A 13,050-nucleotide genomic window follows, 5' to 3' on the forward strand; every position below is an offset into this window, starting at 1 on the left:
TCCCTGATGTGGCAAGACGGGGTGCCCTGGTCCAGGATGTCCCAACAGCAGCAAGTTGCTCGATAACCCAACCCGTCCGGGTTACCCTCTCCTCGGCTCACGAAGGGTTTCGAATCAACTAGCCGCCTGCCTTGGCCGCGAGTCACGAAACCGGACGTGTGACGGGGCGTCGGGCACGAGACGAACTTTCCTAGATCCGCTGGAGGTCCTCATGCGCTGGAAACTACTGCTGTCGCTACTTTTCGTTGGTGTGCCCGCCTTAGCAGAGGACCGCGGCCTGATTGCTCACTGGAATTTCTCCGGCGATACAAATGACACCTCGGGACATGGCAACCACGGACGGGCCTTCTCGGTCGACCTGACCTCGCCCGGCCCCGATGGATCCCCTCGCGGCGCGGCGAGGTTCGATGGGAAGTCGTCCTATCTCGAAGTCCCTGCGAATCCCTCGCTGAACCTCGGCAAAAGCGACTTCACACTCGCCACCTGGGTGCAAACAGAAGAATCGCTCGATGATGTCCTGGGCGATTTGGTGAGCAAATACGACCCCGTCGCCCGACGCGGGCTGAACTGGTGCATTAAAAGCGGAGCCGGATCGACGAACAGTCAGGCCAACGACCGCAATGTCCATCTCGGCATCGACAGCGGCACCGAGCCCGTCTGGACCGACCGCGGGCGGCCCGGCAATGCCGTCTACGTCATAGCAATGGCGGTCCACGACGGGAAGCTGTTCGTGGGAACCTGTGAGGTCGGTCCGGGCGAGGCGGGACACGTCTACCGATACGACGGCGGGTCGAGGTGGGTCGACTGCGGTCGCCCCGACAGCAGCAATGCCGTCACCTCACTCGCTGCTCACGGCGGCAAGCTCTACGCCGGCACAGGTCGTTACCGCCTTGCGGGTTCTGCCTTGCCCGAGTCGACGAACGCGAATCTAGGCGGCAAGATCGCCCGCTACGACGGCGATGGAAACTGGGCCGACTGCGGCCGGCTGCCCGACACAGAAGCCGTGGGCGGTATGGTGGTCTTCCGCGGCGAGCTCTACGCCTCGTCCCTGTACAAGCCGGCCGGATTCTTTCGTTATCAGGGGGGCGACAAGTGGCAGAGAAGTCCCCTGCCCGACGACGGTCGCCGGGTCGTCGCCCTCGGAGTCTATAATGGACATCTTTACGCGGGGTCTTACGATACCTGCTCCGTCAGCCGATTTGACGGCAAGACCTGGAAATCCTTCCCCGCCCTGGAAACCTCCGGTCAGACGTATTCGTTCGAGGTTTTCGCGGGTGAACTCTATGTCGGGACCTGGCCTAACGGGCGAGTATTCCGGCTCGATCGAGGTGAACGCTGGATCTCAGCCGGCCGATTGGGTGAGGAGTTAGAAGTCATGGGAATGGCCGTCCACAACGGTAAACTTTATGGAGGCACGCTCCCGCTCGCGGAGGTCTATCGGCTCGACGACGACACCCGCTGGACCAAGACAGGCCGGCTCGACCTGACCCCCGACGCGAGCTACCGCCGGGCATGGTCGATGGCGATCTTCGACGGCCGCCTCTTTTGCGGAACACTCCCATCTGGGCGTGTCCACGCTCTGGAGGTCGGCCAGAGTCTGACACTCGACCGTGCGCTCGAACCTGGCTGGAAGCACCTCTCCGCCGTTCGCCAGGGAGGGAGGCTCTCACTTTACGTCGACGGAACACAAGTCGCGTCATCGTCCTTGCAGGGACCACCCCTGGATCTGACCAATCAATCTCCGATGCGAATCGGTTTCGGAATGCACGATTATTTCCGAGGCAGCCTGAGCGACCTGCGCGTGTATAACCGGGCAATCTCGGCAGCTGAGATCGCAGCCCTGGCGAAACGGGGTGACGTGACGACGCTGCCATGACGGGCGAGATATTAAGGGCATCGAATCGTCAATAATTCGAATGTTCACGAACTGGGCCTTCAGCCGGACTAACCTAGCTGATTTCGATCCTCGGGCTGTTCGGCATGGTCCCCGCCGCGCAGTCCGGTGGACCGGAATAGAACCGGATCGTTTCGCATAGCGGAGCGTCCTCGATTACAACGCCCGCAGGTACGTGATCGGCATAGTAGCCTCTGATCCCTCCCGGCGATCGACGGATCACTTCGAGACGGCCAGCGAATTAATCGTCAAAGTTGGCAGCACATTAATGATCGTGGTTGGTATCGCGCCGTACTTCGGCCAATCCTACGGGGTCAGGCCAGGGACATTAGGCCGCTGCCTCTTCAGCTGCACTTTCAGGGAGATTGTGCATGTCACGCGGCCAAGCTAAGCAGCCTTTTGCCGGTCGCCCGCATTTCGGCCTCGGTAGTCCCCGGGTGTAGAAACGCACGAATCTCTTCGCCCAGCAATTCACCGCGGCAGGCCCTCCGCTTATCCGAGTGGCTCGGGCGACGCGCCGAACTGTCCCATGGCGAGGCCGATCGGTCCACCAACTCCTTGTCCTTGCGGCCCCAAGCCCATGCCTCGGTCATCGTGAACGTCCACAGGCAGAGGTGGAACGACCCGATATTCGCCCAGATGAACCGCACCTGCTGCTGGCCCGCTCCCACGACCTGCTTGCACTCGCGGAAGGTGATCTCCAGGCTGAGCCAATCGGTCGCCATGCCCAGGATGTCGGCCACGGTCTCCGTGGGATCGGTGCAGAAGTACGCCCGCCAGCCGGTCGGCTCGTCCACTAGCACCACCCGGAACACGCCGTCGGCCGGCCTCCAGGTCGCCTGGAACGTCTTGTACGTCTTGATCTCCTTATCGCCGTACAGGTCGGACGTGTCGGACGACCAGTCGCGCCGCTGGCCACCCCGCTTGGCCAGGTCAATCTTGCCCTCTCCGTAGGTTCGTAGCCAGCCTCGCTTCCCCGCCGGCTTGGAGCCGGGCAAGTTCCGCAGGACTGCGTCCTTGCGAAGACGACTAACGACGGTCATCACCAGGGCCGCCGCCGGCTTGAGGAGGTCCCGCTTGGCATATGCCCCGTAGGCCACCACCCAGATCGGCTTGCCGAGCAGGCCGAGCCAGGGCTTGGCCCAACGGATCAGCTCGACGGCCAACTCCAGGTTGGTGCGGAAGGCCGGCCGATGCTTCGGGTCCATGGCCGGTAGGTCTTTCTTGCGGAGGTACGGCCGGGCCAGCAGCGGCAGGGCGATCGTGCCCCAGGTCCCGTGGGCGACGAGCAGGCCGAGGACGGCGAAGACGTGCCCATCGACATAAGGCGAGCCGGATGGGCCGGGTGCCAGGTTTTGGTGGATGCCGGACCTATGGACGTATGGCCCGTATCTCTTCGTCGGGGTGTCGTCCAGGGCCAGCGTCAGACGCTCGGCCCGGCCAACAGCGGGGTGACCACCTTGGTCAGAAGACGCCAGGCAATGCGATCGGTTCGCTTACCGGCGTTGACGGCGATGTATCAGGACTGAAACCGATCGCTACGTTTGCCCGCCCTGACCCAGGTCGTAACGGTGCGCCGGCCCCGGGCCAGGACGGCGCGGAGGAACAGCAGGGCGAGCCGAGGGGCGGAGCGGGGGTCGAGGGCGGCGGCGAGCCACGAGGACCACTGGCACGGGACGGGAAGCTGGTGCGAAGATGTAATCGAGGGCCGGCTCCGTTCGGGGAGTTAGGCTGGTGTGGTAACCGCAATCGACCCGATCGGGCCTGACCCCGTCTACTCGATGCTGATGAGGTGCCTGTCCGTGCGATGGTACGCTCCCAAGGACCCGACGCCGCGCGAGCAATGCCCCTGCTGGCTGCGTCACGCTCCCGGAACGCGGCATGAGTCTGATCCACCCGGTCTGCTTCTGGGAGGGCGACGCCTTCGTTAGCGACCGCTTGGAAGAGCGTTCGCTCTGCAACAAGATGACCCTGCGCCAAGGCCACGCCAACTTCGTCTCATTCGGGGCGTGCGACCGAGAGATGCTCATTCACGTGGCGACGCCAGAGCAGCGGTCTCGGTACGCTCGCAAGCCGCTCCAGGCGGAATAGCCCCTTACGTAGCCGGGGGCGTCGCGAACGTCGGCTCGGTAACTCGCTTCTCGACTCACGAGCGTGCACGCCGGACCTGGGCCAATTTGAGCTATTCGCGGAGGACAGCAAGCGAATTAACACATTAATTTTCGTAAATTGCTTGAAGTTGAGAGATCGGCCCAACACCAGGTCGAAGCGGGAAATTGATGCCCACTTGGCTAACATCGCTCGGGAGTTGTGGGGGAGACTCGATCGGGACGCCACGGCGGAGCGCTCGACCAGCAATAGACCGGCGAAATCACGTCCCGACTACGAATGTCAAAAGTCCTGGACTCATCCCCAGAACCGCAGTGATTGATTCGATTCAGAAGAAAGGACGATTTCCATGAAAAAATCGCTCATCGTACTCGGGATGGTGAACGTCCTCTCGATTCTGGGGATCGCGGCGCGCGGAGAAGACTTGAAGCGGAAGCCGCCTGATCCCGGAGCTTCGCTTGTCCGCGTGATCACCCTCGGAGATTCCATCACGAAGGGCGTGCGATCCGGCGTTGGCCCCGAAGAGACGTTCGCCGCTCTCGCTGAACGCGCCTTGAAGGCTGACGGGATCGACACCGAGATCGTCAACCTCGGCGTGGGCGGCGAGCGAACTGACCAGGCACTGAAGCGATTAAACATCGTCGCGGAACACCGGCCTAGGGTCGTCACCGTCATGTATGGGACGAACGACAGCTACGTTGACCAAGGCGCGAGCGCGAGCCGGATCTCAGTGCAGGAATACAAGTCGAATCTGAAAGCGATCGTCGCGTTCCTGCTCCTCCATGGAATCGAGCCGGTTCTCATGACAGAGCCGCGCTGGGCCGACGACGCCCCCGTTAACGGTCTCGGAGAGAACCCCAACGTCCGGCTCATACCATACATGAAGGCGTGCCGCGAAGTCGCAATCGAGTGTCAGATCCCACTGGTTGACCATTTCGCCCACTGGAACGTCGCGAACTCAAAAGGCCAGTCTCTGGGCGAATGGACGACCGATGGTTGCCATCCTAACCCAAAGGGTCACCGGGAGATCGCCAAGGCCCTGCTGCCCGCACTCCGCGACGCATTCCGTCCCGCTCCTCGGCCCGTTAACTTCAAGACGACCCTCGAGACCGTGCTTACGCACGACGACGGCCAGTTCCTGTGGTACCACCCCAGAGCGACCGCCGTACCGAAGGCCAACGGCGACGCCGATCCCGATGTCCTGATTACTCTCCAGAAGCACTTGAGCACATCTGACCACTACTCCGGCCTGAGTGTCCTGGACAGCGCCGACATGGGGCGGACCTGGACCGGACCGCGGCCTGTCGCAGAACTGGATTGGGTCCGACAACCGGGGGGAGTCGATCTCGCTGTGGCCGACGTAACTCCCATGTTCCATCCCAGCTCGGGGAAGGTCATCGCCGTGGGTGCACAGGTCCGTTATAGCGAAAGAGGCGAGCAACTCGACGATCAACCCCGTGCCCACCAGACGGCCTATGCAGTGTTCGACCCGAAAACGGGGAGATGGACAGGCTGGCGGCGGATCGAAATGCCAGCTGACGAATCGTTCAATTTCGCTCACAGCGCCTGCGCCCAGTTCGTCGTCGAGGCCGATGGATCTGTCCTGCTGCCGTTCTACATCACCCGATCGGCCGACGCCCCGTTCAGTGTCACTGCAGTTCGGTGCACCTTCGACGGCGATAAGCTAACCTACCGCGAACATGGCGACGTGCTGGGCCTGAACGTGGAGCGTGGGCTCTACGAGCCGTCGCTCATCCGTTCCGGCAGCCGCTATTTCCTGACGATCCGCAATGACCGGAAAGGGTACGTCTCGGCGAGCGGCGACGGCCTGCACTACCGCCCCGTGAAGCCCTGGAGTTTCGATGACGGCGAGGATCTTGGGAGCTACAACACGCAGCAGCATTGGCTAGCCCACGGCAAGACGTTGTTCCTCGTCTATACTCGCCGCGGGGCAAACAACGACCACATCGTGCGCCATCGCGCTCCCCTCTTCATTGCCCAGGTTGATCCCGATCGGTTGTGCGTGATCCGCTCAACCGAGAAGGTGCTCGTCCCGGAGCGGGGCGCCGAGCTGGGAAATTTCGGAGCTGCAGCCATCACCGCTCGCGAAGCTTGGGTGACGGTGGCGGAGGGGATCTGGAACGACAAGGAACGCAGCCGAGGGGCTAAGGGCGCGGTGTTTACGGCCCGGGTCGCCTGGGACGATTCATTGTGGGGGCCGACCCTTCCGAAGACGATGGACACCCTGGAATCTGGCGGGCCCGTCCGCGTCGTTTGCTTCGGAGACAGCGTGACCGGGGTTTATTACCACACCGGTTCTCGCCGCTCTTATACCGATATGCTCGCGATTGCGCTGCGGAGGACTTATCCCCGAGTCGATGTCTCCACGATCAACGCCGGCATCAGCGGTAACACCACTCGCGACGCCCTGGCACGCATCGGCCCCGACGTCCTGGACCACAAGCCAACCCTGGTCACAGTCATGTTCGGACTGAACGACATGACGCGCGTGCCACTCGACGAATACCGCAAAAACCTAGGCGAGATCGTGGCGAAATGCCGGGCGGCCGGTGCCGAGGTAATGTTCTCCACACCGAATAACGTGATCAGTACCTCCGACCGGCCGACCGAACGCTTGCGAGTTTACTGCGACGCGATGCGCGAAGAGGGCCGACGTCTGGGGCTTCCCGTCTGCGACGTTTATGCAGATCTGGAGGCCCTAAAGGATCGCGATCCGGCTTCGTGGCGGCTCTTGCTGAGTGATGAGATCCATCCGAATATGGAAGGCCACAAGCGGGTCGCCGAATCACTGTCTCGGACGATCACCGGGCGTCCGATCGACCTTTCGGACGTCCCACCGCCCGAGCCGGCTTTACCCCAAACGGCTGAACGACTCGCGCGTGGCGAGGTGATCAAGGTCTTGGCCATGCCGCCGATCGACGAATGGATCGGACGTGCAATTCAGTCCGAGGTACCCGGCGCCCGAGTGGATGTGACACGCTGGCCGATCGACGGGAAGAGCCTGAGGGAGTTGGAGCAAGATGCCCGGGAGCGGGTTCGACCGATGGCACCCGACTTAGTTGTCATCGCCTTGCCACGAACGGCGAAGGCTGACTCCCTTGAATCCTTCATTCATGGTCACTCCTGGATTATGAACTCATCCTTGAACTTCGGTGCTGGTGGCTGGGATTGCGTGGTCGTCCACCCCACGCTCTTGGAGCCCGATCCGAACCAGGGAGATGGTCGAGACTCGCTCATACGCAAACTAGTCAAAGCTCAGGACCTGACCCTGATCGATCGTCGCCCCGACGAGAATCGAGCCGCAGAAGAAGTTTTTCGCGACTGGATCCGACGCCATCCGTGGCGGCGTGAATGAATCGACCGCCAAGAGACACGGACCACTGACCTCCTTCGAGTATGAACGGCCGAAGCCCGTTCTCCCTCAACTGTCTCCGGCGGGCGCTCGAAGTCGTCGCGACCTGCTAGGTGGACATGCCTGCGTCGCAGTCGGCCATGACGGTTTCGTAGAGACCAGCGATGAGGACATCAAGGTGGACCGCACGAGGTAGGACGTGTCGCTTAGTCCTACCCAATCAGGAGAGAAGTCGAGACACCGACCCGAACACCGCTCGTGAGGTTCTCGATAGGTGGGACGGAACGATCATCGAGATCGAGGCTCGCCTCCACTCCTTCGAGCCGAGTTCCCGCAGGATCGAGCCTTTTTGTTGTAGCGATCGAGCAAAGGCCGGTCACCGCTCTGCGGATGCGCGGAGGCGACTGGTAGTCCCATTTTTGGAACTTCGCAGTCGTTGGTCGTCAGGAGCTTTCAACGAGATTGACCGAAGAAGGGCCACGACTTGCGAATCGTAGCTTAGCGGATGTGGACCGAGGGTTAGAACGCCGCTCATCGGCTGCTGCGCGTACTACTGTCTTCGAAACCGCCCCATAGATCCCATTTTCGAACCCCCGCTTGAACGCCAACTTGACCCGACGATCCTCGCCCGAGTGGAAGGTCAGGATGGCGATTCGTCCACCAGGGCGCAGGCAGGATGGAAGAACACGAAGGAACGCATCCAGCGAACCAAACTCGTCGTTGACGGCAATCCTAATTGCCTGGAACGCGCGACGGACGGCTTCATCCGCAGCTGCTCCAGGAAGGAGGTCTCGACCTCGGAATGCGTTACGCACGGCCGCAGCCAATGATTGCGTCGTTGTCAGAGGTGCTCGCCCTTGGGCACGCAGAATCGCGCCTGCAACTTCGTGGGGCTGGGTTTCGTCCGCGTTCTCGACGAGAAGGCTGGCCAATTCGACGATTCCCCACTCAGCAAGCCGCTCGGAAGCAGGCTTGCCTTGTCTGGGATTCATCCTCATGTCGAGCGGACCTTCGGACTTGAACGTGAAGCCTCGTCCGGGGTCGTCGATTTGCATCGAGGAGAGGCCGAGATCGGCCAGAATGACGTCGACTCCGGCGGGCGCTTCGGCCGCAAGCACCTGGGCGATTCCGGCATAATTCGTCCGCCTGACGACGAGTGAATCTTCCGGGAACCCAAGGCCTCGTAGTCTAGCTTCGGTCACGGGCAGCTCGATCGGATCGATGTCGATTGCAATCAGCCGCCCGTTGGGCTGGACTGCGGCAAGCAATTCCTGAGAGTGCCCACCGTAACCCAGGGTGCAGTCAACCGCCGTTTCTCCGGGCCTCGGCGAGAGCACTTCCATGATCTCTCGAACAAGGATGGGCCGGTGGGTCCCGGCGGGCGTCCTGCCCCTCGCGAGGACCTTTGCCGCTTCATCGGTGTAAAGTTCCGGTCGAAGCTCTTTGTATTTTTCGTGGAACTGCCTGGGATTTTTGCCCGAATAGCGAGGCCGACGTCCGGGTTTGCTCGAGTCGGAGTCCGTCATCCGGGCAGGCCTCAAGTGCGTTCAGGCGAGTTCCGCCTTGATGGGTCGAACCGCCCCCTTTTCGCCGAGCAAATGGAGGCGGCATGGACCGTTCTGCACAAGCGTTCGAGCTTGTCAGGCGCCGAATTTCTGGAGTCGACCGGCATGCGCCAAGGCCAAGGGAATCAGGTCCTTTGCGAGAAATTGGCCCAAGCCTCCCTGCAGGCAAGGCCGCTCGCCGAACGTGGTGACGAAATCCGGCCGGACCCTCTCGGGTGCCCAGAGGAGGGTCGGAACCGGGTGGAAGCTGTGCGACTTCATCCGGCTTGGGGTCGAGTGGTCTCCAGTCACGATCAAGACGTCGGGGTTGAGGGCCCGGAGTTGCGGGATTTCCGCGTCGAGTGCCTCGATCATCGCGACCTTGCGGGCGAAGTCGCCGTCTTCACCGGTGCTGTCGGTATACTTGTAGTGGATGAAGAAGAAGTCATACTTCTCCCAATTCTCTCGCGCCACCTCGAATTGGTCGGCCAGTGTCTTGCCCGGTTCGACGACCGTCATGCCCACGAGTCGCGCCAGGCCTCGATACATCGGATAGACAGCGATCGCCACCGACTTCAGGCCGTAAACGGCCTCCATTGTCTCGATCTTGGGGAAGGTGGCGAAACCGCGGAGCATCAGGAAGTTCGCCGGGTGCTCGTCCTTCAAAATTTCCTTGGCCTGCCTGAGGAATTCCGCGGCGATCGCAGCCGTCTTTTCCGAGGCCTTATCGCCGGCCAGCGGCTCCAGGGTCTGCAAGCCTGCAGTCAGCGGGTCAGTATCCGCAACATTGTCCGACAGGCCATCGGCGCGGAAACGGACGACCAGGCGATATTCCCTCACCGGTTCGACCAGGACCTCAACGCCCTCGATCGCCACACCGGCTCGAAGCTTGGCAACGAGTTGTTCGCAGACCTCGGTCGGAATGCGACCGGCCCGTCGGTCCGTGACCCGGCCTTCGGCGTCGATCGTGCAGAAGTTGCCGCGGATCGCCACGTCGCGTGGGCCGACCTCGACACCGATGCCCAACGCCTCAAGCACCCCGCGGCCGATATTATTCGTGAGGGGATCGTAGCCGAAGAGTCCCAGATGGCCCGGGCCGGAGCCGGGGGTAATCCCAGGCGCCACAGGGGTGCTCAGGCCGACGGTCCCCTCGGCTGCCAGGGCGTCCAGGTTCGGGGTCCGGGCCGCTTCCAACTCGGTTTTCCCGCCCGCTTCGATCGGAAGCCCGCCCAGGCCATCGGCCACGAGCATGACGATTTTACTTCCGTTAGACTCTCGAAGCTGGCGGATCAGGTCGTGCATCGACATGGGCAAGGGCTCGTAAAGCGTCGGGTCCGTCGTTGGCTCGTATTCTCACGGCTGCCTTAGCGCCGGTCAACCGAGCTTTCTAGGTGCGGGTTTCATCGATCCAGATGATCGATGGAGACTTCTCTTTCGCCTCCAATGCACTGGGCCTGCGATTCACACCTCTTGAGAGCCGATGGTTCTCCTGAACCTGAGTTGGCACCCCAGACGACGACCGCACCTGTCACTCGTGTACTTCGCCCGGGTAGCTCAAATTCCAGTCACGGCGCAGGGTATCCATCAGCTTCAGGACGCCAAGCGTATCGCCCAGTGGCATGCGATCGCTCTCCGTTATGCCTTCCCGCAGGCAACGCATCGCCTCGGCCGCCTCGTGGTGGTATCCGTTGCCGTTATCCGGCCGGAAAATCGTCCGGCTTTTCCCACCACGCCCTCTTGAAGCTAGGAGACGCTGCCCCAAGGCACTTTCCTTGACCGCGAGGAGGAGCTTTTGCTTGGTCGACAGTGCGGCGGGAAGCTCAGTAGGGGTCGGCGTCGCCGGCTTGCGGACGGTGATCGTCAAGCGGGTGGGGTGATAGAAAGGGGCGTGGATGCGTATCTCTCCGGTCGCCCCGGTGATCACCGCCTCGTTAGAAGTCATGGCGATGAGGGTCGAAGTGAGGACCGCGAGGGGCCCGTCAGCGTATTTCAGAACGATCCCCACGCTCCGATCCACTCCGCCGGCCGTCATCGTCGCTTGGCCGCTTACGGAGGAGGGATTGCCGAAAAGCTGATAGGCCAGCGAGAGTGGATAGATTCCGCGATCCAGCAAGCACCCGCCCGCGAGCGAGCGGTCGAACAGGCGGTCCTTCGGGTCGTAAGCTGCGGCGTAGCCGAAGTCGGCCGTCAGCAACTCCGGGCGGCCGATGGCTCCGTCAGAGATCAAAGCCTTCACCTCGGCGATGAGAGGCATGAACCGCATCCACATTGCTTCCATGCAGAAAAGGCCCTTGGAGCGGGCCAGGGCGATGACCGACCCGGCCTCGATCGCGCTCACCGCGAACGGCTTCTCGCACAGGACGGGCTTTCCGGCTTCCAGGACAAGCCGGCAGTCTCGTGCATGCCGGATGTGCGGGGTCGCGACGTAGATGATGTCGACTTCGGGATCGGCTGCCAGCGCCTCGTAGCTGCCGTGAACTTTGGGGATCCCGTATGCGTCCGCGAACAACTTTGCGGAGGACAGGTTGCGGGAACCGACGGCCATCAGCTCGGCGTCCGGGAGGACTGACAGGCCGCGGGCGAACTGCTGCGCAACGCGGCCGGTCGCCAAAATTCCCCAGCGGATTTTTTGTTTGGGCATGGTCGGTCATCGCATCTGTGTGAGGAACCGTCGTGCTCAGGCCAGCGGAAGAGGCTGCAGGGGCTCGAACGAGGTGGTGAGACGTACTGTGTCGCTGAGTTCGAGGGCGTGATGGATCGCCAGGGCGATCTCATTGTTGTGCAAGCAATAATCCATCGGAATTGGGCTAGGCTGCTTTGCCTCGATTGCCGCAGCCATCAACGCCGGGGCGCGACTGAACTCCATGGGGTGCGCCTTTCGGATCGGCGCCGGGATCCCACTCAGTCGGACGAGCGGATATTTTCGCCCGAATGGTGAGACGAGAAGCTTGCGGCGGATGCGGATCAACTTGCTTACCCGAACGGGCTCGCGATAATTCCAGGCGTGTTTGGTGGAGAGGATTCCCTCGTCGCCGAAGAACCGCAACCTCTGGTCCTCGGGAGCAATCAGGCTGCACGTCAGTCGGGCCACGGTCCCGGATGCAAACCGGATGCACGCAACGGAAAAATCCGGCGAGAGCTGATCGAGAGGCTCTCCCGGTGTCTTATCGGGGTAGAGACAAGACGAGAAGGCCGTGACCGAAGTGGCTGGCCCGAAAAATGCCGTCAGCCAATTTACGTAGTAGCCGGCGTGCTCGAGAGTACAGCCCACCTCGAACTCGTCCTTGTACGGCCAGGGAGTTCCCGAGCTGCTCTTCCAGTGCTGGTAGGGGGCCTTGAAGACCATCCCGTCGTCCATCTCGGCATAGACGAGCCTGACGTTGCCGACGACGTTCGCTCGAAGCGCGTGCCAGATCGACTGGGCCGTCTCACCCAGAATGCTCCCGGGCGCGCACGCGATCTGCACCCCGGTCTTCTCGGCAAGAACGACAAGTTCTCTGGCTTGATCGAACTCCATCGCGAGCGGCTTCTCGCTATAAACACTCTTTCCTGAGGTCAGGCAGGCCTTCGATATGGCATAATGATCGCGTGGATTCGTCAGATTCAGGACGAGGTCGATCGACCGATCATCAAGAATTTCGTCGAGCGAAGTGTAGACCCGCCCGACACTGTAAAAGGCCGCGAATCTCCGGCCTCGAGCGAGGTCGCGATCGAAGACCCCTTCCAGCTCTAACGACGGGTAGAGGCGTAGCGACTGCAGATAGAAATCCGCCACGAACCCGCAGCCGATGATCGCAATTTTCATAGATGCAGATCTGCCTGGATCAATCGATCAGACGACGTCGTCTCCCTCAGCACCGATTCGGGCGCTCCGAATCTCGTGCGGAAGGGGCCGGTTTCTTAAGCTCGTCGATCCTACTCGAACAGAGTTGCCAGTGCCAATCAAAGTCACGAATCCAAGCCGTGCTTTGCGGCTCATTTCGACTTCTAGATCGCGACAGGCTGCCGCCGAAGGAGATCTAGCTTATAAAATAAATATATAGAGAGGAACCAAGAGACTGAATCAGATAAAAGAATCGATCACCGACCTAAGAGCCATGGAATTCCCGGTGGGAGAATTCCAGAAGACT

7 protein-coding genes and 1 pseudogene are annotated in these 13,050 nt (G+C 61.6%); 3 read left to right on the forward strand and 5 right to left on the reverse strand.

The window, feature by feature from the left end:
* The first annotated feature begins 211 nt into the window (after window positions 1-211).
* The gene (locus EP7_RS20640) at window positions 212-1,876 is read left to right on the forward strand and encodes a LamG-like jellyroll fold domain-containing protein (protein ID WP_463524036.1); all 1,665 of its coding nucleotides are present in this window, start codon (window positions 212-214) and stop codon (window positions 1,874-1,876) included.
* 392 nt (window positions 1,877-2,268) lie between these two features.
* Here EP7_RS20640 and EP7_RS20645 read toward each other — a convergent pair whose 3' ends face one another.
* A complete protein-coding gene (locus EP7_RS20645; protein ID WP_463528447.1) occupies window positions 2,269-3,372 on the reverse strand; it encodes an IS701 family transposase in 1,104 nt (367 codons plus the stop codon).
* 388 nt (window positions 3,373-3,760) lie between these two features.
* On the opposite strand from EP7_RS20645, the pseudogene EP7_RS20650 reads away from it, so the two are divergent.
* Both EP7_RS20650 and EP7_RS20655 read left to right on the forward strand, forming a co-directional pair.
* Window positions 3,761-3,985 (forward strand): annotated as a pseudogene (locus tag EP7_RS20650) (CPCC family cysteine-rich protein); the annotation flags it as partial.
* Between the two features lie 367 nt (window positions 3,986-4,352).
* Entirely contained in the window at window positions 4,353-7,379 is a 3,027-nt protein-coding gene (locus EP7_RS20655; protein ID WP_463524037.1) for a GDSL-type esterase/lipase family protein, read from the forward strand.
* Between the two features lie 440 nt (window positions 7,380-7,819).
* Here the strand turns inward: EP7_RS20655 and rsmH are convergent, their stop codons facing one another.
* The 4 genes from rsmH to EP7_RS20675 form a co-directional block, all read right to left on the reverse strand.
* Entirely contained in the window at window positions 7,820-8,902 is a 1,083-nt protein-coding gene (gene rsmH / locus EP7_RS20660) for a 16S rRNA (cytosine(1402)-N(4))-methyltransferase RsmH (protein ID WP_463524038.1), read from the reverse strand.
* A gap of 114 nt (window positions 8,903-9,016) precedes the next feature.
* On the reverse strand, window positions 9,017-10,228 hold the full coding sequence (locus tag EP7_RS20665; RefSeq protein ID WP_463524039.1) for a 2,3-bisphosphoglycerate-independent phosphoglycerate mutase: 1,212 nt from the start codon (window positions 10,226-10,228) through the stop codon (window positions 9,017-9,019).
* A 220-nt stretch (window positions 10,229-10,448) separates the two neighbouring features.
* Complete coding sequence (locus tag EP7_RS20670) at window positions 10,449-11,561, reverse strand: Gfo/Idh/MocA family protein (protein WP_463524040.1); 1,113 nt, start codon at window positions 11,559-11,561, stop codon at window positions 10,449-10,451.
* Window positions 11,562-11,597: 36 nt separating this feature from the next.
* Window positions 11,598-12,725 carry a Gfo/Idh/MocA family protein gene (locus tag EP7_RS20675; RefSeq protein ID WP_463524041.1) on the reverse strand — a complete coding sequence of 376 codons (1,128 nt, stop codon included), beginning with the start codon at window positions 12,723-12,725 and terminating at the stop codon, window positions 11,598-11,600.
* Window positions 12,726-13,050 lie beyond the last annotated feature (325 nt).

The sequence above is a fragment of the Isosphaeraceae bacterium EP7 genome (genome assembly GCA_038400315.1).
In the GTDB taxonomy this organism is placed as follows: domain Bacteria; phylum Planctomycetota; class Planctomycetia; order Isosphaerales; family Isosphaeraceae; genus EP7.

What these genes read in the sequence shown, in the direction of transcription:
- EP7_RS20640 (WP_463524036.1), top strand. Translation starts at nt 212, where the DNA reads ATGCGCTGGAAACTACTGCTGTCGCTACTTTTCGTTGGTGTGCCCGCC.
- EP7_RS20655 (WP_463524037.1), top strand. Translation starts at nt 4,353, where the DNA reads ATGAAAAAATCGCTCATCGTACTCGGGATGGTGAACGTCCTCTCGATT.
- rsmH (WP_463524038.1), bottom strand. Translation starts at nt 8,902, where the DNA reads ATGACGGACTCCGACTCGAGCAAACCCGGACGTCGGCCTCGCTATTCG.
- EP7_RS20665 (WP_463524039.1), bottom strand. Translation starts at nt 10,228, where the DNA reads ATGTCGATGCACGACCTGATCCGCCAGCTTCGAGAGTCTAACGGAAGT.
- EP7_RS20670 (WP_463524040.1), bottom strand. Translation starts at nt 11,561, where the DNA reads ATGCCCAAACAAAAAATCCGCTGGGGAATTTTGGCGACCGGCCGCGTT.
- EP7_RS20675 (WP_463524041.1), bottom strand. Translation starts at nt 12,725, where the DNA reads ATGAAAATTGCGATCATCGGCTGCGGGTTCGTGGCGGATTTCTATCTG.